At 71.7% G+C, this 21,301-nt stretch carries 16 protein-coding genes; all 16 read right to left on the bottom strand.

Annotated elements, in window-relative coordinates:
* Position 1: 1 nt before the first annotated feature.
* Positions 2-2,128, bottom strand: coding sequence for an NAD-dependent DNA ligase LigA (gene ligA, locus NK718_RS01550; protein WP_254737887.1), 2,127 nt, complete (start codon positions 2,126-2,128; stop codon positions 2-4).
* A 2-nt stretch (positions 2,129-2,130) separates the two neighbouring features.
* Complete coding sequence (gene recN, locus NK718_RS01545) at positions 2,131-3,810, bottom strand: DNA repair protein RecN (RefSeq protein WP_254737876.1); 1,680 nt, start codon at positions 3,808-3,810, stop codon at positions 2,131-2,133.
* A gap of 69 nt (positions 3,811-3,879) precedes the next feature.
* Positions 3,880-4,785 carry an outer membrane protein assembly factor BamD gene (locus NK718_RS01540; protein ID WP_371877192.1) on the bottom strand — a complete coding sequence of 302 codons (906 nt, stop codon included), beginning with the start codon at positions 4,783-4,785 and terminating at the stop codon, positions 3,880-3,882.
* Between the two features lie 168 nt (positions 4,786-4,953).
* A complete protein-coding gene (gene lpxC / locus NK718_RS01535) occupies positions 4,954-5,898 on the bottom strand; it encodes a UDP-3-O-acyl-N-acetylglucosamine deacetylase (RefSeq protein ID WP_254737874.1) in 945 nt (314 codons plus the stop codon).
* Between the two features lie 362 nt (positions 5,899-6,260).
* Positions 6,261-7,949: a cell division protein FtsZ gene (ftsZ, locus tag NK718_RS01530; protein WP_254737873.1), complete on the bottom strand. Its 1,689-nt coding sequence runs from the start codon at positions 7,947-7,949 to the stop codon at positions 6,261-6,263.
* Between the two features lie 82 nt (positions 7,950-8,031).
* The gene (gene ftsA / locus NK718_RS01525; protein WP_254737872.1) at positions 8,032-9,357 is read right to left on the bottom strand and encodes a cell division protein FtsA; all 1,326 of its coding nucleotides are present in this window, start codon (positions 9,355-9,357) and stop codon (positions 8,032-8,034) included.
* The gene (locus tag NK718_RS01520; protein WP_307730312.1) at positions 9,354-10,313 is read right to left on the bottom strand and encodes a cell division protein FtsQ/DivIB; all 960 of its coding nucleotides are present in this window, start codon (positions 10,311-10,313) and stop codon (positions 9,354-9,356) included. The genes ftsA and NK718_RS01520 overlap by 4 nt, the downstream gene beginning before the upstream one ends.
* Positions 10,310-11,233, bottom strand: a complete 924-nt coding sequence (locus NK718_RS01515) for a D-alanine--D-alanine ligase (RefSeq protein WP_254737870.1) — start codon at positions 11,231-11,233, stop codon at positions 10,310-10,312. The genes NK718_RS01520 and NK718_RS01515 overlap by 4 nt, the downstream gene beginning before the upstream one ends.
* A gap of 64 nt (positions 11,234-11,297) precedes the next feature.
* Entirely contained in the window at positions 11,298-12,203 is a 906-nt protein-coding gene (murB, locus tag NK718_RS01510; protein WP_254737869.1) for a UDP-N-acetylmuramate dehydrogenase, read from the bottom strand.
* Positions 12,200-13,609, bottom strand: coding sequence for a UDP-N-acetylmuramate--L-alanine ligase (gene murC / locus NK718_RS01505; protein WP_254737868.1), 1,410 nt, complete (start codon positions 13,607-13,609; stop codon positions 12,200-12,202). The genes murB and murC overlap by 4 nt, the downstream gene beginning before the upstream one ends.
* Positions 13,606-14,727, bottom strand: a complete 1,122-nt coding sequence (gene murG, locus NK718_RS01500; RefSeq protein WP_254737867.1) for an undecaprenyldiphospho-muramoylpentapeptide beta-N-acetylglucosaminyltransferase — start codon at positions 14,725-14,727, stop codon at positions 13,606-13,608. The genes murC and murG overlap by 4 nt, the downstream gene beginning before the upstream one ends.
* The gene (gene ftsW / locus NK718_RS01495) at positions 14,727-15,881 is read right to left on the bottom strand and encodes a putative lipid II flippase FtsW (RefSeq protein WP_254737865.1); all 1,155 of its coding nucleotides are present in this window, start codon (positions 15,879-15,881) and stop codon (positions 14,727-14,729) included. Before ftsW ends, murG begins: the two co-directional genes overlap by 1 nt.
* A 2-nt stretch (positions 15,882-15,883) precedes the next feature.
* Positions 15,884-17,281, bottom strand: coding sequence for a UDP-N-acetylmuramoyl-L-alanine--D-glutamate ligase (gene murD / locus NK718_RS01490; RefSeq protein ID WP_254737863.1), 1,398 nt, complete (start codon positions 17,279-17,281; stop codon positions 15,884-15,886).
* Positions 17,282-17,285: 4 nt separating this feature from the next.
* Positions 17,286-18,371, bottom strand: coding sequence for a phospho-N-acetylmuramoyl-pentapeptide-transferase (gene mraY, locus NK718_RS01485; RefSeq protein ID WP_254737861.1), 1,086 nt, complete (start codon positions 18,369-18,371; stop codon positions 17,286-17,288).
* Positions 18,372-18,386: 15 nt separating this feature from the next.
* Positions 18,387-19,841 carry a UDP-N-acetylmuramoylalanyl-D-glutamyl-2,6-diaminopimelate--D-alanyl-D-alanine ligase gene (locus NK718_RS01480; protein ID WP_254737859.1) on the bottom strand — a complete coding sequence of 485 codons (1,455 nt, stop codon included), beginning with the start codon at positions 19,839-19,841 and terminating at the stop codon, positions 18,387-18,389.
* Positions 19,838-21,292 carry a UDP-N-acetylmuramoyl-L-alanyl-D-glutamate--2,6-diaminopimelate ligase gene (locus NK718_RS01475; protein WP_254737857.1) on the bottom strand — a complete coding sequence of 485 codons (1,455 nt, stop codon included), beginning with the start codon at positions 21,290-21,292 and terminating at the stop codon, positions 19,838-19,840. Before NK718_RS01475 ends, NK718_RS01480 begins: the two co-directional genes overlap by 4 nt.
* Positions 21,293-21,301: the final 9 nt, after the last annotated feature.

Genomic DNA, 21,301 nt, shown 5'->3' with positions numbered 1-21,301 from the left:
GTCAGGCCTCCTCGCCCACCAGCTTCAGCCAGGCGTCCTCGTCCATCACCTCGACGCCGAGCGCGCGCGCGGCGTCGAGCTTCGAGCCCGCGCCAGGGCCCGCCACGACGATGTGCGTCTTCCTGGAGACGGAGCCCGCCACCTTGGCCCCGAGGCGCTCGGCCATCGCCTTGGCTTCCTCGCGCGTCATGCGCTCCAGCGAGCCGGTGAACACGACCGTCTTGCCGGCGACCGGGCTTTCCGAGGCCACTGCCTCCATCGGCTCCAGCGTCACCTGCTCCAGCAGCGCGTCCACCACCTGCGTGTTGTGCGGCTCGGCGAAGAAGTCGCAGATCGACTCGGCGACGACCGCGCCGATGCCCTCGACATGGGTGAGCTGGCCGTAGTCCGGCGGCGCGGCTTCCGCTACGGCGGCGCGCAGCGCCTCCAGCGATCCGAAATGGCGCGCCAGCACCTTGGCCGTGGTCTCGCCCACGTGCCGGATGCCGAGCGCGAACAGGAAGCGGTTGAGCGGCACGCTGCGCCGGGCCTCGATGGCCGCGAACAGGTTGCGCACCGAGGTTTCGCCGTAGCCCTCGCGCCGCTTCAGCGGCGAGCCCTGCGCCGCGTCGCGGGCCGCCAGCGTGAAGATGTCCTGCGGGGCGCGGATGAGCCCGTCGGCGTAGAAGGCTTCGATCTGCCTGTCCCCGAGCCCCTCGATGTCGAAGGCGTTGCGCGAGGCGAAATGGCGCAGCCGCTCCACCGCCTGCGCCGGGCAAACGAGGCCGCCGGTGCAGCGGCGCACCACGTCCGCCTTGCCCGTCTTGGGGTCAATCTCGCGCACCGCGTGGCTGCCGCAGACGGGACATTCATGGGGGAACTGGTAGGGCTCGGCGTCCGCCGGGCGCTTTTCGGGCACGTGGCCGAGCACCTGGGGAATGACGTCGCCGGCGCGCTGCACCTGCACCGTATCGCCGATGCGAATGTCCTTGCGCGCGATCTCATCCTCGTTGTGCAGAGTGGCGTTGGTGACGACCACGCCGCCGACCGTCACCGGCTCCAGCCGCGCCACCGGCGTCAGCGCGCCGGTGCGGCCGACCTGGATGTCGATACCGACGAGGCGGGTGGTCGCCTTCTCGGCCGGGAACTTGTGCGCGGTCGCCCAGCGCGGCGAGCGCGACACGAAACCGAGCCGGCGCTGGAGGCCGAGATCGTCCACCTTGTAGACGACGCCGTCGATGTCGTAGGGCAGGCTGGCGCGCTGCGCCTCGATGGCGCGGTAATGCGCCAGCATCGCCTCGACGTCGTCGCACACGCGCGTCAGCGGATTGGTCGGCAGGCCGAATTCGGCGAAGCGGCGCACCACGCCGGATTGCGTCTCCGCCAGCGGCTCGCTCCACTCGCCCCAGGCGTAGGCGAAGAAGCGCAGCGGCCGCGCCGCGGTGACGCGCGGGTCGATCTGACGCAGCGAGCCCGCCGCCGCATTGCGCGGGTTGGCGAACGCCGGCTTACCCTCCGCCTCCTGCCGCGCGTTCATCGCCGCGAAGTCGGCCTTGGTCATGTAGACCTCGCCACGCACCTCCAGAACCTCGGGCGCGCCGTCGAGCACGTGGGGAATCTCGGCGATGGTGCGCACGTTGGCGGTGACGTCCTCGCCCTCCTCGCCGTCGCCCCGCGTCGCCGCCACGGCCAGGCGGCCGCCCTCGTAGCGCAGCGAGCAGGACAGGCCGTCGATCTTCGGCTCCGCCGTGAAGGCGAGCGTCCGGTCGGCCGGCCACGCGAGGAAGCGGCGCACGCGCTCCACGAAGTCGCGCACCTCCTCGTCGGCGAACACGTTGGCGAGCGACAGCATGGGCACGCGGTGGCGCACCTTCGCGAACTTCTCCGACGGCTTCGCCCCGACCGAGACCGACACCTCCTCCTTGCCGGCGAGAGACGGGTGAAGGGCCTCCAGCGCCTCGAGCCGCCGGCGCAGCGCGTCGTACTCCGCGTCGGAGATCACCGGCGCGTCCTGCTGGTGGTAGCGGACGTCGTGCTCGGCGATCTCGGCCGCCAGCGCGGCGTGCTCGGCCTTGGCCTCGCGGGCGGTCAACTGGTCGGGGGCGGCGGCGCGGCGCGCGGCCGTGACGGAGGAAGCGGCTTTGGCCATGGTCAATCCGCGGCTTCGAGCAGGCGCTGCGCTGCGGCGCGCGCCTCGTCGGTGATGGTGGCGCCGGCCAGCATGCGGGCGATCTCCTCGCGCCGCGCCGCCGCCTCGATGGCGAGCACGCGCGTGGCGATGCGCTCGGTCGCTCCGCCTGCCTCCTCGCTCACGCTGTCCTTGCTGATCAGGAAGTGACGCTGGGCGCGCGCGGCCACCTGCGGCGCGTGCGTCACGGCCATCACCTGCACCCGGGCCGCCAGCCGCGCCAGCCGCGCGCCGATGGCGTCCGCCACCGCGCCGCCGGCCCCGCTGTCGATCTCGTCGAACACCAGCGTCGGCGCCGAGCCGCGGTCGGCGAGCGACACCTTCAGCGCCAGCATGAAGCGCGACAGCTCGCCGCCGGAGGCCACCTTCATCAGCGGGCCGGGCCGCGTGCCCGGATTGGTGCGGACCCAGAACTCGACGCGGTCGAAACCCTCGGCGGCGCGCTGCTCCTCGTCCGTCTCGATGTGGACGATGAAGCGGGCGCGCTCCAGCCGCAGCGGCGGCAGCTCGCGGTTGACGGCCTCCTCCAGCGCCGACGCCGACGCGCGCCGCGCCGCGCTCAGCGCGCGGGCCGCCGCGCCATACGCGGCCTCGGCCTCGGCCACCGCCGTCTCGCGGGCGGCCAGCTCCTCCTCGCCCGCGTGGATGGCGGCGAGGTCCGCCTCGTAGCGCTTGCGCAGCGCGGCGAGGTCGTCGGCGGCGACGTTGTACTTGCGGGCGGCGGCGCGCAGCGCAAACAGCCGCTCCTCGGTCCGCTCCAGCTCGCGCGGGTCGAACGCCGCCTCGCGTTGCGCCGCCTCCAGCGCCAGCCGCGCCTCGTCGAGCGCGGCGAGCACGGCGTCGAGCGCCTTGACGCTGGGCTCGCACAAGGACGGAGCCTGCGCCGCCCGCCGCTCCAGCCGCCGCAGCACCGAGGACAGCGCCGGCGACGGCGAGGCGTGCCCCGCCACCGCGTCGTAGGCCTCGTTGATCTCGCCGACGACCTTCTCTGCCTGCATCATCCGCTGCCGGCTGGCGGCCAGCTCCTCCTCCTCGCCCTGCATCGGCGCGAGCGTCTTCAGCTCGTCGACGGCGTGGGCGAGGAAGTCGGCTTCGCGACGGGCGCGCTCGATGCGGTCGCGGTGGTCGTCGAGCGCCTGCCGCGCCGCCCGCAGGCGCTGGTGCGCCTGCGCCGTGGCGCGGCTGTCGTGGCCGCCGAAGGCGTCGAGCAGCGCGCGGTGCGCGGCCGGGTCGACCAGGGCGCGCTCGTCGTGCTGGCCGTGGATCTCGACGAGGGCCGCGCCGATGGCGCGCAGCGCCTGGACGCTCACCGGCTGGTCGTTGACGAAGGCGCGCGTGCGCCCGTCGGCGAACTGCACGCGCCGCAGGATCAGGTCGCCGTCGTCGGGGATGTCGTTGTCGCGCGCCAGAACGCGGGCCGCGTGGTCGCCCGGCAGGTCGAAAACCGCCGTCACCTGCCCCCTGGACTCGCCGTGGCGGACCAGCCCGCCGTCGCCCCGCCCGCCGAGCGCCAGCGACAGCGCGTCGAGCAGAATCGACTTGCCGGCGCCCGTCTCGCCGGTCAGCACGCTCAACCCGGCCGCGAAGCCGATGTCGAGCCGTTCGATCAGGACGATATCGCGGATCGCGAGCTGGACGAGCATGTCCTATTCCTCGCGGCCGGTGGGCGAAACGTCAACAGGCCGGGAGAGCCCGCCGCGCCCGTCGGCGCCTCAGCCGAGGCCGACCGACTTGAACGCCTTGCTGATCCACGACCCCTCGTTCTCGCGCGGCTCAAGACCCTTGCTCTGCATGAGCTTGTAGGTGTCGCGATACCACGGACTGTCGGGGAAGTTGTGGCCCAGCACCGCCGCCGCCGTCTCCGCCTCCTGCACCACGCCCAGCGCCAGATAGGCCTCGGTGAGGCGGGACAGCGCCTCCTCGATCTGGTTCGTGGTCTGGTACTGGCTGACCACGTTGCGGAAGCGGTTGATCGCCGCGGTGTAGTTGCGGCGCTGCAGGTAGTAGCGGCCGATCGTCATCTCGCGGCCGGCCAGCTGGTCGCGCACGACGTTCAGCTTGAAGCGCGCGTCCTCGGCGTACTCGGACTTGGGCCAGCGCTGCACGACTTCCTGCAACGCCACCAGCGCCTTCTCCGAGCGCTCCTGGTCGCGCGAGACGTCCGGAATCTGGTTGTAGTAGGACATCGCCACCAGATAGGCCGCGTAGGCGGCGTCCGGCGAGGTCGGGTTCAGCGCCAGGAAGCGCTTGCCGTTGGCGATGGCGTCGTCGTACTGCCGGTTGGAATAATTGGCGAAGGTCTGCAGGATCAGCGCCTTCTTCGCCCAGCTCGAGAACGGATATTGCCGGTCGAGGCTCGCGAAGCGCTTGGACGCCGATTCGTAGTCGTTCTTCGCGAGGTAGCCGAGGCCATCGTTGTAGAGCTGCTCGGCCGGGACCTCCGGCACGATCTCGGGCTTGTAGGTCTCGCTTTTGTCGAACGGGTTGAACGACGAAATGGTGTCGCACGCGGCCAGCGGCGCGATGAGCGCGAGAGCGGCGGCGGCGCGGATGAGGCCGGCGCCGGGCCGGGCCAACGCACCGGTGGAGCCAGGAACGGGTCGCAATCCAGAACGCATGAAAGGGGTGGCCCTCGCTGAATTCCTGGGGGATTCGGAGGCGCCGGGAACGCGGCGCGCCGGACTGTGTAGCGCAACAGAGGCCCCGCGGCTAGCGGGGACGGCCGGCCATCGCGCGCAAACGCGCACGCCGCGCGCGGGAGTAGCGCGCGACGGCGTCGGCAAGCTTCAGTGGTGGTCGGCGGCGTAGGCCAGCGCCGGCGCGAGCGCTGCGACGTCGGCGTGCGCGGCCTCGCGGCGCGGCGCTTCGACTACGGCGAAGGCCGAGGCGTCGGCGAACAGCGCCTGCAGCACCGCGACGTTCATGCGGTGGCCACCGCGGTAGGAGCGGTAGTGGGCCAGCAGCGGGACGCCGGCCAGCGCCAGGTCGCCGATGGCGTCGAGCGTCTTGTGGCGCACGAACTCGTCGGCGAAGCGCAGGCCCTCGGGATTGATCACCCGGTCGTCGCCCAGCGCCACCGTGTTGTCGAGCGATGCGCCGAGCGCCAGGCCCGCCTTCCAGAGCTTCTCGACGTCCTTCATGAAGCCGAAGGTGCGGGCGCGCGCGATGTCGCGGCGGAAGACGGTCGGGTCGAGGTCGAGCGACCGCTTCTGGCGGCCGATCAGCGGCGTCGGGAAGTCGATCTCGATGTCGAGGCGGAAGCCGCGGGCGAAGGGCCGCAACTCGGCGAAGGCGCCGTTGTGCTCGACGCGGACGGGCTTGAGAACCTTGATGTAGCGGCGGCCGGCGGCCTGCCGCGCGAGGCCGACCCGGTCAATCGCCTCGACGAACGGAGCCGCGCTGCCGTCCATGATCGGCACTTCGGGGCCGTCGATCTCGACATGCACGTTGTCGACGCCGAGCCCGGACAGGGCCGACATCAGGTGCTCGATCGTGGCGACCGAGCCGGACTGCGTGTCGCCGATGATGGTGCAGAGCTCGGTGGCGCTGACGGCGGTGTGCCGCGCCTCGATCAGGCGCTCGCGGCCGCCATCGAGGCCAGTCCGCAGGAAGGTCACGCCGGTGTTCGCGTCCGCGGGGTTGAGGCTGATCCTGACGGGAGCGCCGGAATGGACGCCGATCCCCGTGAGTTCAGTGCGGTCGCGAAGAGTGACCTGTTTCTGAAATGCCATGCTTCCGATTCCACACTTCGCCGACCGGATTCACGACGGCTGCCGCCATCCGATGGGTGTCCGTGCTCTCTTTGACGCGCCCCAGGCGACCGAAGACCGCCTTCGCGGGATGAACTGCGGCGCTACCGGCCGTGCACACCCTCGCAAGTGGAGCCTCTCGTGGGCTCCTTTTGTTGACCCGGACCTTAGTCGCCCGGCGGAGTCGTTCCAAATCACGCTTTTTTACGGTTTGTAACACTCGCCTCGGTTGCATCTTCACGAAATGCGAAAAGGAATTTTCATCATGGTTTCAAAAGGATGAAGGCCCGGCTTGTGGGCCGGGCCTTCGCTTTTTCTCGTCCCGATTGCGCGGTCCGCTTCGATCAGTTCGACTGGCGCCGCAGGAAGGCCGGAATGTCGAGGTGATCGTCCTCGTAGGGCCGCTGCGGGGCCGGCTGGCGGCCGTGCATGTCGAGCTGGCCCTGGGCCGGCTGGCGGTGGGCCGGCTGCGGCGCGGGCCGCTTGGCGTACTCCTGGTGAACCGGCGCGGGGGCCTGCTGCGCCGGCTGGGCATAGCCCTGCTGCACGGGCCGGGGCTGCGGAGCCGGAGCGTGGTCGTCCTCGTGGCGGCGGCCGAAGCCCGCCTGGGCGAGGCGCTCCATCAGCGTCACGCGCTTCTTCTCGGGCGCGGGCGCGGCGGCCCCCTTCTGCTCGAGGATGCGCTGGCCGGGGATCGGCAGCTCGTCGGCGCGCGGCATGCGCGGCGCCCGCACCACCTCCTCCGCGCGCGGCGGGATGAAGGCGGCCTGCGGCGCGGCCGGCTCGGGCTGCGGAGCGCGCTCGGCGACCGGCTCGGCGTAGACCGGCTTGGGCGGCGCCTGGCGGATCGTGACGTCCTCGGAGACCGCGACCGGAGCCATCTGCGACGGCTGGTAGGCCGGCGGCTGGAAGGTCGGCTGCTGGTAGGCCTGCGTCTCGACCGGGGTCTCGATGCGCGCCTGGCGGTGCTGCGTCAGCGTGTCCTGGCGCTGGCGGGCCTCCTCGCGCAGGCGCTGCGTGACCTCGGCGATGCGCGGCTCCATCACCGGGGCGGCGTCGCGGCCGATCTCCTGGTCGATGCCGGTGGCGACCACGGAGACGCGCACGATGCCTTCCAGCGAGTCGTCGCGGGTCGCGCCGAAGATCACGTTGGCGTCCTGGTCGACCTCCTCGCGGATGCGGGTGGCCGCCTCGTCGACTTCGTACAGCGTCAGGTCGGAACCGCCGGTGATCGAGATGAGCAGGCCCTTCGCGCCCTTCATGCACACGTCGTCCAGCAGCGGGTTGGCGATGGCCGCCTCGGCCGCGCGCAGGGCGCGCTTCTCGCCGGTGGCCTCACCGGTGCCCATCATCGCCTTGCCCATCTCGCGCATCACGGCGCGGACGTCGGCGAAGTCGAGGTTGATGAGGCCTTCCTTCACCATGAGGTCGGTGATGCAGGAGACGCCGGAGTAGAGCACGCGGTCGGCCATCGCGAAGGCGTCGGCGAAGGTCGTCTGCTCGTTGGCGACGCGGAACAGGTTCTGGTTCGGCAGGACGATCAGCGTATCGACCGCCTTCTGCAGCTCGTTGATGCCGCTGTCGGCCAGCCGCATGCGGCGCTGACCCTCGAACTGGAACGGCTTGGTGACGACGCCGACCGTCAGGATGCCCATGTCGCGCGCGGCGCGGGCGACCACGGGGGCCGCGCCTGTGCCGGTGCCGCCGCCCATGCCGGCGGTGACGAACACCATGTGTGCGCCGGCCAGCTGGTCGCGGATTTCGTCGATCACCTCCTCGGCGGCGGCGCGGCCGACCTCGGGCTGCGAGCCGGCGCCCAGGCCCTCGGTGACCTGCACGCCCATCTGGATGACCCTGTCGGCCTTCGACATGGTCAGCGCCTGGGCGTCGGTGTTGCCCACCACGAATTCGCAGCCGACGAGACCCAGCTCGATCATGTTGTTGACGGCGTTTCCGCCGGCGCCGCCGACGCCGAACACCGTGATGCGGGGCTTCAGTTCACGGATATCCGGAACATGGAGATTGATCGTCATAGTAGGCCTCTCGGTATGGGCGCCCGGCAGCGCCGTCTTTTTTTCATCACGAAGCCCGGCCGCCGCGCCGGACCCCGCTGGTTCAGAAACTGTCCTTGATCCACCGTCCGACACGCGACAGGTAACCGTCCGTGCCGGTGCCGAGGAAAGCCCCGGACTGGCGCGGCACGAAGTGCTCCAGCGCGGCCACCTGCGGATACACCAGGAGGCCGACCGGCCCGGCGAAGGAGGGCCCCTTCGCCGCCTCGGGCAGGCCCTGTACGCCGAGCGGACGCCCGATCCGGACCTGCTTGGACAGAAGCGTTCGCGACAGCTCGGCCAGCCCGGTGAGCTGGGCGCCGCCGCCCGCGAGCACGACACGACGGCCGGTTTCGGCCGAGTAGCCGGCCGCCTTCAGCCGGTCGCGAACGAGCTCGAGGATTTCCTCCACGCGCGGCTTCATGATCCGCACGAGGTGGGACTTGGGAACGTGGTTCACGGCGTCGCGGTCGTCGTCGTCGACCGACGCCACGGCGATCGTCTCGCGATCGTCGGAGGCCGACAGGATGGTCGAGCCGTAGAGCGTCTTCAGCCGCTCGGCGTGCGACACGGTGGTCGACAGGCCGCGCGCGATGTCCATGGTGACGTGGTTGCCGCCGACGGCCACCGCGTCGGTGTGGACGAGGTGCCCGCCCATGAACACGCCCATCGAGGTGGTGCCGCCGCCGAAGTCGATGACAACCGCGCCCATTTCCGCCTCGTCGTCGACGAGCGTGGCGAGGCCGGCGGCGTAGGGCGTGGCGACCACGGCCTCGACGTCGAGGTGGCAGCGCTCGACCGCGAGCATGAGGTTGCGGACCGCGTTGTGGTCGGCGGAGACGACGTGCATGTCGACGCCGAGCTTCTCGCCCACCATGCCGTGCGGGTCGTTGATGCCGCGCGTCGCGTCGAGCGCGAATCCGGTGGGCAGCGAATGCAGCACGGTGCGGCCCGGGCGCGAGCCTGTCGTGCTCGCCGCCTCCAGCACGCGCTGGACGTCGCCGTCGCTCACCGAGTGGCCGCGCAGCGCGACGTCCGCGTGATAGGATTCCGAACCGAGCCGGCCGCCCGACATGTTCACGATGGCGGCGCGGATCTCCACCTTCGCCATGCGCTCGGCGGCGTCCACCGCCAGGCGGATCGCCTGCTCCGCGCCCTCGAGGTCGACGATGGCGCCGCCCTTGAGGCCGCGCGAACGCTGGTGGCCGATGCCGATGATGCGCGCGCGGTGGGTGCGACCGCGCAGCGCCTCGCTCTCCGCCACGGGGTCGAGCCGCGCCACCAGGCACACGACCTTGCTGGTGCCCACGTCGAGCACCGACAGCACCGCGCTCTTGCGGGGCGAGAGCGGCTTCAGACGCGGCGTAAGGCTCGGCCTGCGATGGCTCACGTGGGGTTCCCCTTGGCTTGCTTGGGCTTCTTGGCCAGCTCGGCGGCACGGGCGGAGGCGGCTTCCTCGCCCAGGCGCATCACCACACGGTCGGGCTGGCGAAGGTCGATGGCGAGGATGTCGCGGTCGAGAATGCGGTGGTCGCGCTGCAGCTCCGAGAGGCGGGCCACGGCCTGCGCCGCGCCCTCTTCCGGCAGGCGCACGTCGACGCCGTTGTCCATCTTCAGCGTCCAGCGGCGCTGGCCGACGAGCGTGCCGGCGCGGACATGGGCGCGCAACTCGGGGCTCGCCGATTCGAGCAGCTTGCCGAACGCCACCACCCGGCGGTTGGCGCCCTCGCCGACCACCAGGGGCAGACGGGCGAAGCGCTCGTCGCGGAGCTGGTCGATCACCGTGCCGTCGGCCGCCACCACGAACACCTCGCCGTCGCGCTGCCACAGCGCGAAGGGATCGCGCTCGACGATCGTGATCGACAGCGCGTTGGGGTAGAGCTTGCGGACGGTGGCATCCTTCACCAGCGGCGCGGCGAGCAGCCGCTCACGCGCGGCGGCGGCGTCGAAGAAGGGCAGCGATCCGCGCGGGTCGATGCCGGCGATCTGCAGGATCTCGGTCTTGTCGAGGTCGACGAAGCCGGAGATGCGGACCTCGGCGATGCCCATGCCCAGCGCCCGGGCGACGAGGTCGCGCGGGTCGCCCTGCATGGCGACGAAGGTCTCGTACTGGCCTCCGCGCACGGCGCCGTAGAGGCCGACAATGCCGAAGAACAGCAGCAGCAGGACGGTGCCGAGGAAGCGCGGCGCGCGCCCCGCGACGCCCCGCTCGGCGACGCGCACCGGCTGGCGCGGCCGCGGCGTCGCCCGCCGGGCCGGCAGTCCGGTCCGCGCCGGAACCGCGATCGCGCCGGAACCCGCGTAGGCGGGCGCGGCCGGGAGCTGCACGCCCTGGTGCAGACTCAACGATCGCAGGAGGCGTCCTCCACCATCCATCGAACCAACCCGCCGAATGTCATGCCCGCATGGGCCGCCAACTCCGGCACAAGAGATGTCTCGGTCATTCCGGGCTGCGTGTTGACTTCGAGGCAGACCAGCTCGCCCGTACCGTCCGGGCGGTCGTCGTATCGAAAGTCGGCACGGCTGACGCCCCTGCATCCGAGAGATTGATGCGCCGTTAACGCCAACTGTTGAACGAGTTGGTAAATATTCGGTGAAATTTTCGCGGGCAGGACGTGGATCGACCCCCCTTTCGCATACTTCGCCTCGTAGTCGTAGAAGACCCCCGCGGCGGGCTGGATGTCGATCACGCCGAGCGCCCTGTCGCCCATGACGGCGCAGGTAAGTTCCCGTCCCGCAACGTATTTTTCCACCAGCATCATGTCGCCGAGCGGCCAGTCGGGGCGGCTCAGCTCCTGCGGCGGATGGCTGCGCTCCTCGCGCACGATGATGACGCCGACCGAAGAACCCTCGTTAACGGGTTTGACCACATAGGGGGGCTCCAGCACGTGCTTTTGTGCCGCTTCGAGACGGTGGACGGTGACGCCGTGCGGCACCGGGACGCCGGCGGCGGCCATCACCGCCTTGGCCCTGTCCTTCTGCATCGCCAGCGCCGAGGCCAGCACGCCCGAATGCGTGTAGGGGATGCGCATCATCTCCAGGATTCCCTGGACGATGCCGTCCTCCCCGAATCGCCCGTGCAGGGCGTTGAACGCGACGTCGGGCTTCAGCGCGGCGAGCGTCTGCGCGATGTCGCGCCCCACGTCGATGCGGGTGACGCGATAGCCCTCGCCCTCCAGCGCGTCGGCGCAGGCCGCCCCGGTCCGCAGCGACACCTCCCGCTCGGCGGACAGGCCGCCCAGCAGAACCGCGACGTGCTTGGTCATGATCGTCCCTCCTGGCCGTCCTGGCCTCTCGTGCGAATCGTGTTGCGGCCGCTGCGGCCCCGCGTCACGCCGGCGCGGGTTCGCCGATGCGCCGAATTTCCCAGTGCAGGTCGACCCCGCTCGTCTCGCGGACGCGGCGGCGCACCTCCTCGCCCAGCGCCTCGACGTCGGCGGAGGTCGCGCCGGGGTGGGCGATGAGGAAGTTGCAGTGCATCTCCGACACCTGCGCGCCGCCGACGCGCAGGCCGCGGCAGCCGGCGGCGTCGATCAGTCGCCACGCCTTGTCGCCGTCCGGGTTGCGGAAGGTGGAGCCGCCGGTGCGCGTGTTGACCGGCTGGGTGGCCGAGCGCGACTCGGTGATGGCGTTCATCTCGGCCAGGATGGCCTGCGGGTCGCCGGGCCGCCCCGCGAAAATCGCCTCGACGAAGACGACGTCCTCCGGCGCGCCGCAATGGCGGTACGCGAAGCCCATCTCGGCGTTGGTCCAGACGCGCGCGTTGCCGGCCCGGTCGAGGCTGCGCGCCGACGCCAGCACGTCGGAAGTCTCGCCGCCATACGCGCCGCCGTTCATGCGCAGAGCTCCGCCGATCGTGCCGGGGATACCGCGCAGAAAAGACAGCCCAGCGACGCCGGCCTCGGCGGCGGCGCGCGCCACCTTCACGTCCGGCGCGCCGGCCCCGGCGCGCACGCGCGATCCGGGCTCGACGGCGATGTCCTGGAACGCCTTGCCGAGGCGGATCACGACGCCACGCACGCCGCCGTCGCGCACCAGCAGGTTGGAGCCGAGTCCGATGACGGTGACCGGCACGTCGGCGGGGCAGCGCGCCAGGAAGCGCGCCAGGTCGTCCTCGTCGGCCGGCGTGAACAGCGCGTCGGCCGCGCCGCCCGTGCGGAACCACGACAGGGGCGCGAGCGGCGCGTTGCGCTGTAGCGCGCCGCGCACGGGCGGGAGGTCGTCGAGCGTGCTCACTTCCCGTCCAGCGCAGCCAGTTCGCCCGGCAGGGCGTAGGCCCAGTTGGTAATGGTGCCCGCGCCGAGGAACACGACGTAGTCGCCCGGCTTGGCGAGGTCGCGGACGATGCCGGCGATGTCGGCCGGCGAGCCGAGCGGCAGCACGTGGCGATGGCCGTGCGCCTTCAAGCCCTGCACCAGCGAGTCGCGGTCAGCGCCCGGGATCGGAGCCTCTCCGGCGGCGTAGGTGTCGGCGACGATCACCGTGTCGGCGTCGTTGAAGCAGGTCGCGAACTGGTCGAACAGCGACGACAGGCGCGTATAGCGGTGCGGCTGCACGACGGCGATCACCTGCCCCGGCGTCGAGGCGCGCGCGGCGCGCAGCACGGCGGCGATCTCCACCGGGTGGTGGCCGTAATCGTCGAAGATGGCGACGCCGTGCCATTCGCCGGTGCGCGTGAACCGGCGCTTGACGCCGCCGAAGCCCTTCAGCGCCTCGCGGATCGTCTCCAGCGGCATGCCGAGATTGTAGGCCACCGCGATCGCGGCCGTGGCGTTGAGCGCATTGTGGTGGCCGGGCATGGGCATCGTGATGTCCTCGATGCCCGTCAGCCGTCCCGTCTTGCGGTCGCGGATGACGACGCGGAAGCGCGAGCGCCCGCCGGTGAGGTCGACGTCCATCAGCCGCACGTCGGCCTGAGGGTTCTCGCCGTAGGTGACGACGCGGCGGTCCTCGATCTTGCCGACCAGCTCCTGCACGGTGGGATGGTCGAGGCACATCACCGCGAAGCCGTAGAACGGCAGGTTCTCGACGAAGGCGCGGAACGCGTCCTTGATCGCCTCGAAGGTGTGGAAGTGGTCGAGGTGCTCGGCGTCGATGTTGGTGACGATGGCCACGTCCGCCGGGAGCTTGAGGAAGGTGCCGTCCGACTCGTCGGCCTCCACCACCATCCAGTCGCCGGCCCCGAGGCGCGCATTGGTGCCGTAGGCGTTGATGATGCCGCCGTTGATGACGGTGGGGTCGAACCCGCCCGCGTCGAGCAGGGTGGCGACCAGCGACGTGGTCGTCGTCTTGCCGTGCGTGCCGGCGATGGCGACGCACTGCTTCAGGCGCATCAGTTCGGCCAGCATCTCGGCGCGCCGCACCACCGGCAGGCGCTTCTCGCGCGCCGCCATCAGCTCGGGATTGCCGCGCCGGATGGCGGTCGACACGACGACGACCTCGGCCTCGCCGAGATTGGCCGCGTCGTGCCCGACGGCGACCCGGATGCCCTTGTCGCGCAGGCGCTTGACGTTGGCGTTGTCGGTGGCGTCCGAGCCCTGCACCGTGTAGCCGAGATTGTGAAGCACCTCGGCGATGCCGGACATGCCGATGCCGCCGATGCCGACGAAGTGGATGGGTCCGAGCGTGGCGGGCAGCTTCATGCGGCCGTCTCCTTGAGCTGAAGCCCGGCCAGCCGCATCACCACGGCGGCGAGCCGTTCGGACGCGTCGGAGATGCCGGACCGCCGGGCGGCGTCGGCCGCGCGGACGAGGGTGTCGGGGTCTTCGAGGCGGGCGGCGAGTTCGCCGGCCAGCCGCTCAGGTGTGAAGTCCGCCTGTGGGATCACCACCGCTCCGCCGGCCGCGGCGAGCGCGGCCGCGTTGGCGGCCTGGTCGCCGTCCAGCGAGTGCGGCAGCGGCACCAGGATCGCTGGGCGGCCGATCACCCCCAGCTCCGCCACCGTCGACGCGCCGGAGCGGCCGACCACGAGGTCGGCGGCGGCGATGCGCGCCGGCAGGTCGCGGAAGAAGGGCGCCAGTTCGGCCTTGACGCCGAGCTCCGCGTAGGCGGCGCGCACGCGTTCCAGGTCTTCCTCGCGCGCCTGCTGCACGATGGAGAGGCGCGCCCGGTGGGCCGGCTTCATGAGCGCCAGCGCGGGCGGCAGAATGTCACTCATCACCCGCGCGCCCTGGCTTCCGCCGAACACGACGAGGTCGAGCGTTCCGTCGGGCCCCGGCGGCGAGAACGGCGTCTTCGCCGCTTCGAGCACGGCGGGCCGCACGGGGTTGCCGGTCTGCACGAGCCGTCCGCGCAGGCCCGGCGCGAGGCCGCGAACCTCGGCGAAGCCGGTGGCGATGACCCGCGCGCGCGGGGCCAGCAGCCGGTTGGCCCGGCCGAGCACGCCGTTCTGCTCGTGGATGACGGTGGGGATGCCGCGCAGCGAGGCCGCCAGAACAGGCGGCACGGTGGGATAGCCGCCGAACCCGACCACCGCCAGCGGCTTGACGCGGTTCTCCATGAAGAAGGATTCGAGCACGCCCTGCCCGAGCTTCAGCGCCGCGACGACCTTGCCGCCCACCGAGCCGCCGCTCGGCGTCGCCGAGGGGATCTCGTGGATCGCCTCGGCCGGAAACTGGCCGCCGTAGCGCGAGGCGCGCTCGTCGGTGGCGAGGTGCACGGTCACGCCGTGCCGGCCCAGCGCCACGGCGAGCGCCTCGGCCGGGAAGAGATGCCCGCCCGTGCCGCCGGCGGCGAGGAGGATGGGGCGGGCGGTCGCCATCAGCGCGTGCGCTCCATGCTGCCCGCCGGCACGATGCGGTCGAAATACTCGGCGCGGGGCCTGCGCCGCGTCACCGCCAGCAGGAAGCCCATGCCGAGCGCCAGCGAGATCAGCGACGAGCCGCCATAGGAGATGAACGGCAGCGTCATGCCCTTGGCGGGCATGAGGTGGACGTTCACCGCCATGTTGATGACCGACTGCAGGCCGAACAGCATGATCAGCCCCGCCGCCGCGAGCCGGCAGAACGGCTCCTCGTTACGCCGCGACAGCACCATGCCGCGCAGCACCACGAGCATGAACATGGCCAGCAGCGCGAGGCAGACGACGATACCGAACTCCTCGGCCGTGACGGCGAAGATGAAGTCGGTGTGGCTGTCCGGCAGGATGCGCTTGACGGTGCCCTCCCCCGGTCCCTTGCCCAGCCAGCCGCCCTGCACGAAGCTCTCGATGGCGTTGTCGACCTGGAACGTGTCGCCGGACTGGGGATCGAGGAAGCGGTCGATGCGGGCCGCCACGTGCGGCAGCACCGTATAGGCGGCGAACAGCCCCAGCGCCCCGAGCCCGCCGAGCCCCAGCACCCAGAACAGGTGCAGGCCGGAGAGGAACACCAGCCCGCCCCAGACGAGCGTGATCAGCATGGTCTGGCCGATGTCGGGCTGCATCACCAGCGGGATGATGGTGAGGAAGAGCAGCAGGAACCCGACGATGTTGCCCGGCACGTCGGTGCGCCGCCCGCCTTCCGAGAAGGCCCACGCCGCCATCACCACGAAGGCGGGCTTGACGAACTCCGACGGCTGCACGGCGATGCCGGCGAAGTTGAGCCAGCGCCGCGCGCCCTTCACCTCGGCGCCGAAGAACAGCGTGCCCACCACCATCGCCAGCGCGACGACGTAGACCAGCAGCGCCGTGCGGCGCACGTACCGCGGCGACAGGAAGCTGATCGTCAGCATCACCAGCACGGCCGGGATCAGGTACATCACCTGCCGGTTGACGAAGTGGAAGGTCGAGAGGCCCAGCCGCTCGGCGACCGGCGGGCTCCCCGCCATGCCCAGCACGATGCCGGCCACCATCAGGATGACCAGCGCCAACAGCAGCAGGCGGTCGACGGTCCACCACCATTCCGCGAAGGGCGTGCGTTCGAGGCGCGATGCCATGGTCAGGCCTTTCCGAGCGGGAGGATGCCGGGGAGCGCGAGGACGAGGTCGCGGTAGTGCGCGCCGCGAATCTCGAAGTTGGGATACTGGTCGAACGAGGCGCAGGCGGGCGAGAGCAGCACGACCGGCTCGGCGTCGCCAGAGGCCCGCGCCGCCTCGGCGGCGTCGGCGACGGCCTGGTCCATCGTGCCCGAGCGCGTGATCGGCACGCGGCCCGCCAGCGTGGCCTCGAAGTCGTCCATCGACTTGCCGATCAGATAGGCGCGCGCCACGCGGCCGAACAGCGGCGCCAGCGGCGCGATGCCGCCTTCCTTCTGCACGCCGCCGACGATCCAGTGGATCGCGCCCGGAAACGCCGCGAGGGCCTTCTCCGTCGCGTCGGCGTTGGTCGCCTTCGAGTCGTTGACGAACAGCACGCGCCCGACGCGGCCGACCTGCTCCATGCGGTGCGCGAGGCCCGGGAAGCCGCGCAGCCCGGCGCGGATGGCGTCGTCGGCCACGCCGATGGTCGAGACGGCGGCGATGGCAGCGGCGGCGTTCTGGGCGTTGTGCGCGCCGCGCAGAGAGCCGAGGCCGGCGAGGTCGAACACGCGCCGCGACCCGCCTTCGGCCCACACCACCGCCGAGCCGTCCAGGTACAGGCCTTCCGGCAGGGCGCGTTCCACCGAGACGCGCAGCACGCGGCGGCCGGCGGCCTCCAGGCGGTCGGCAATGGCCCGGCACCAGTCGTCGTCGACGCCCACCACCGCCGTCCCGGCGCGCGCCACGAGGCGCTCCTTGACGGCGGCGTAGTTCTCCATCGTGCCGTGCCGGTCGAGATGGTCGGGCGTGACGTTCAGCAGGATGCCGACGCTCGGCGCGAGCGTCGGCGCGAGGTCGATCTGGTAGGAGCTGCACTCGACGACGTGCACGCGGCCGGCGGCCGGCGGCGCGAGCGACAGGATCGCCGTGCCGATATTGCCGCCCATCTGGGCGTCGAGCCCGGCGGCGGCGACGAGGTGGGCGGTGAGCGCCGTCGTCGTCGACTTGCCGTTGGTGCCGGTGATCGCCACGAACGGCGCGTCGGGCGCGAGGCGCGCGCGCTCGCGGCAGAACAGGTCGATGTCGCCGAGGATGGGCAGGCCGGCGGTCCTGGCCTTCTCGACCGTCCAGTGCGGGCGGGGGTGGGTGAGCGGCACGCCGGGCGCGAGCACCAGCGCGGCGAAGCGCGACCAGTCGGCCAGCGCCAGATCCTCGACGGCGAGGCCCGCCGCCGCGGCCGCGCCGCGCGACTTGTCGCTGTCGTCCCAGCACACGGCGCGCGCGCCGCCCTCGGCCAGCGCGCGGGCGGTGGCCAGGCCCGACCCGCCGAGCCCGAAGAGGGCGACCTCCCGGCCCGCGAAGCTTGCGACGGGGATCATCGCCTCACCTCAGCTTCAGCGTCGAGAGGCCGACCAGCGCGAGCACCACCGCGATGATCCAGAAGCGCACGACGACCTGCGGCTCGGACCAGCCGAGCTGTTCGAAATGATGGTGGATCGGCGCCATGCGGAACACGCGCCTTCCGGTGAGCTTGAACGAGGTCACCTGGATGATGACCGACAGCGCCTCCAGCACGAACAGGCCGCCGACGATGGCGAGCACGATCTCGTGCTTCACCGCGACGGCGACAGCGCCGAGCAACCCGCCCAGCGCCAGCGAGCCGGTGTCGCCCATGAAGATCTGCGCCGGCGGCGCGTTGAACCACAGGAAGCCCAGCCCCGCCCCGATCACCGCCCCGCATATCACCGCCAGTTCGCCGGTGCCGGGCACGAAGTTGATTTGCAGGTAGTTGGCGAAGATGGCGTTGCCCGACAGGTAGGCGATGAAGCCGAACGTGCCCATCGCGATCATCACGGGCACGATGGCGAGGCCGTCCAGCCCGTCGGTGAGGTTGACCGCGTTGCCCGAGGCGACGATGACCAGCGCGCCGAACACGACGAAGAACATGCCGATGTCGATCAGCAGGTCCTTGAAGAACGGCAGCGCGATCGAGGTGGCGAGACGCGGCGCGCCGTGCCGGGCGAGGAAATAGCAGGCGATGGCGGCGATCGCGGCCTCGATCAGCAGGCGCGAGCGGCCGGAGAAGCCCTTGTGGCTCTGCTTCGTCACCTTCAGGTAGTCGTCGTAGAAGCCGATGGCGCCGAAGCCCAGCGTGACGAACAGCACGATCCAGACATAGGGGCTCTTCAAATTGGCCCACAGCAGCGTCGAGGCGATGGCGCCCGAGAGGATCATCAGCCCGCCCATGGTGGGCGTGCCCTTCTTGGTGAGCAGGTGCGACTGCGGCCCGTCCTCGCGGATCGGCTGGCCCTTGCCCTGCTTCAGGCGTAGACCGGCGATGACCGCCGGCCCGAAGAAGAACACGAAGAACAGCGCCGTCGCGGTCGCCGCGCCCGTCCTGAACGTGATGTAGCGAAACACGTTCAGGAAGTTGAACTGCGTCGCGTAGTCGGCGAGCCAGAAGAACATGAGGCGTGGTCCTGGTCAGGAAGCGGGCGGCGCGAAGCGGGACTTGAGGGCGGCGACGATGGTGGCGGTGCGGCTGCCGTTCGAGCCTTTCACCGTGATGGCGTCGCCGGCCCGGACGGCGGCGACCACGGCGGGCTCGAGCTCGGAGGCGGAGGAGGCCCAAGCGCCGCGCCGCGCGGCCGGCAGCGCGTCGAACAGGTTCTTCATCAGCGGCCCGGCGCAGAACACGACGTCGACGCCGGCGTCAGCAATGGCAGGGGCAAGCCCGGCGTGCAGCGCCGGCCCTTCCGGGCCGAGCTCCAGCATGTCGCCGAGCACGGCGACGCGCCGTCCGCCCGGACCCAGGGGGGCCTGGCCCAGGATCGACAGCGCCGCGCGCATCGAGGCCGGGTTGGCGTTGTAGCTCTCGTCGTAGAGCGCCATGTCGCCGCCCGGCGCGGACAGCACGATGCGCTCGCCGCGCCCGGAGGGCGGGCGCACATGGGCCAGCGCCAGCGCCGCCAGCGTCACGTCCGCGCCGAGACCGGCGCACACCGCCAGCACGCACAGGCTGTTCAGCGCGACATGGCGGCCGGGGCTCCCGAGCCGGTAGGCCACGGCCGAGCCATGAACGCTGGCCTCCACGATCGACATGTCCGGCTTCATGGCGAGCCCGACGAGGCGCACGTCCGCCTCCGCGTGCTCGCCGAAGGTGACGATGCGCGTCGCGCGCGACGCCTCGGCGTGGCGCAGCAGGCGCTCGAAGTGCGGATTGTCGCGCGGCAGCACGGCGACGCCGCCTTCCTCCAGCCCGTCGAAGATCTCCGCCTTGGCGTCGGCGATGGCCTCGATCGAGCCGAGGTTCTCCAGGTGGACCGGCTCGACCGTGGTGATCGCCGCGACGTGCGGGCGCACCATGCCGGTGAGCGGGGTGATCTCGCCGGCGTGGTTCATGCCGATCTCGAACACGCCGAAGCGGCTCGCGGACGGCATGCGCGCCAGCGTCAGCGGCACGCCCCAGTGATTGTTGTAGGACGCCGCCGAGGCGTGCGTCGGCCCCTGCGCCGCCAGCACGGCGCGCAGCGCCTCCTTGGTGCCGGTCTTGCCGACCGAGCCGGTGATGGCGGCGATGCGCGCGCCGGTGCGCGCCCGCGCGGCGAGGCCGAGCGCCACCAGAGCGTCGAGCACGTCGGGCACGGCGCAGAGCGGCCCCAGCTCCCGGAACTCGGCGGCGCGGTCCTCGGCCACGACGGCCGCGGCGGCGCCGCGCGCCAGCGCCGCCGGCACGAAATCGTGGCCGTCGCGGGCCTCGCCGCGAATGGCGAAGAACAGGTCCCCCGGCTGCAGCGTGCGCGTGTCGATGGAGACGCCCGTCACCTCGCGCAGCGGCGCGCCGTCGGCCCGCGCGCCCATCGCGGCGAGCAGGTCGTCGGGCTGCCACAGCGGCGCGGCGGCGTCGGCCGGGCGGGACAGGGTGGAGTTCGTCGTCATGGCGCCTCGCCAGCGTCGCGGAGCGCCGCGGCCACCGCATCATGGTCGGAAAAGGGAAGCGTGCGATCGCCGACGACCTGGCCGGTTTCATGGCCCTTACCGGCGACGACGAGCACGTCGCCCGGCTGCAGTTCGCCGATCGCGGAGCGAATCGCAAGGGCGCGGTCGCCGATTTCGCGGGCCCGGGGCGCGCCGGCCATGATCGCGGCGCGGATCGAGGCCGCGTCCTCGCTGCGCGGATTGTCGTCGGTGACGATCACCGCGTCGGCCTTGTCGGCGGCGATCTGGCCCATGATGAAGCGCTTGCCGCGGTCGCGGTCGCCGCCGCAGCCGAACACGCAGACGAGCCGGCCCGTCGCGTAGGGCCGAAGCGTGTCGAGCACCTGCGCCAGCGCGTCGGGCTTGTGGGCGTAGTCGACAAACACCGGCGCGCCGTTGCGCTCGCCCACTTTCTCGAGTCGGCCCTTGACGCCGGCCAGCTTCGGCAGGGCGGCGAGCACGCGCGACATGTCCTCGCCCACGGCGATGGCGAGCCCCGCCGCGACCAGCGCGTTGGCCGCCTGGAACTCGCCCGCCAGCGGCAGATGGACGTCGAAGCGCCGGCCCTCGGCCTCGACGATCATCGCCTGGCCGAAGCCGTCGCGCGCCAGCGAGGCCAGCCGGAGCTGCTTGCCGGCCCGGCCCACCGTCATGAGCTTGAGGCCGCGCGCCTTGACGGTCTCGATCACTTCGCGGGCATGGGCGCCGTCGGCGTTGACCACGGCGACCCCGTCGTCCGGCAGCAGCGTGTCGAACAGCCGCAGCTTGGCCTTCAGGTAGTCCTCGACCGTGGGGTGGTAGTCGAGATGGTCGCGGCCCAGATTGGTGAACGCGCCGGCCGCGAGCTTGACGCCGTCGAGGCGGCGCTGGTCGAGCCCGTGCGAGGAGGCCTCCATGGCGAGATGGGTGACGCCGTCCTGCGCCAGCGTTTCGAGCATGACGTGCAGGGTCACCGGATCCGGCGTGGTCAGCGTGCCGTAATGTGCCCCTGACGGAGCGACGACGCCGATCGTGCCCAGGCTCGCGGCCTGACGCCCGCATGCGGCGAGGATCTGCCGCGTGAAGTCGGCGACGGAGGTCTTGCCGCTGGTGCCGGTCACGGCCGCCACGACGCCGGGCTGGGCGGGATGAGCGGCGGCAGCGGCCAGCGCCAGCGCGCGCCGCACGTCGCGCACCCGGATGAACGGCTTGTCGGCAGGAAAGTCGGCCGGCTTCTCGGCTTCCGCCACCACGGCGACCGCCCCAGCCGCCAGCGCCGCGCCGGCGAAGGCCAGGCCGTCCGCCCGCGTGCCCGGAACGGCGAAGAACACGCTCCCGGGTCCGACCGCGCGGCTGTCGGCGGTGAGCCCGGCGACCGGGATCCATGCCTCGGGCCCGCCGATCTCGCCGGGGAAGAGTTCTCCGAGAATCATGCCGCCTCC

The organism is Alsobacter ponti, assembly GCF_024294805.1.
Classification (GTDB): Bacteria; Pseudomonadota; Alphaproteobacteria; order Rhizobiales; family Beijerinckiaceae; genus Alsobacter; species Alsobacter ponti.
The sequence above is the reverse complement of the archived record's forward strand: the minus strand, read 5'-3'. Positions and strand labels throughout refer to the sequence as shown.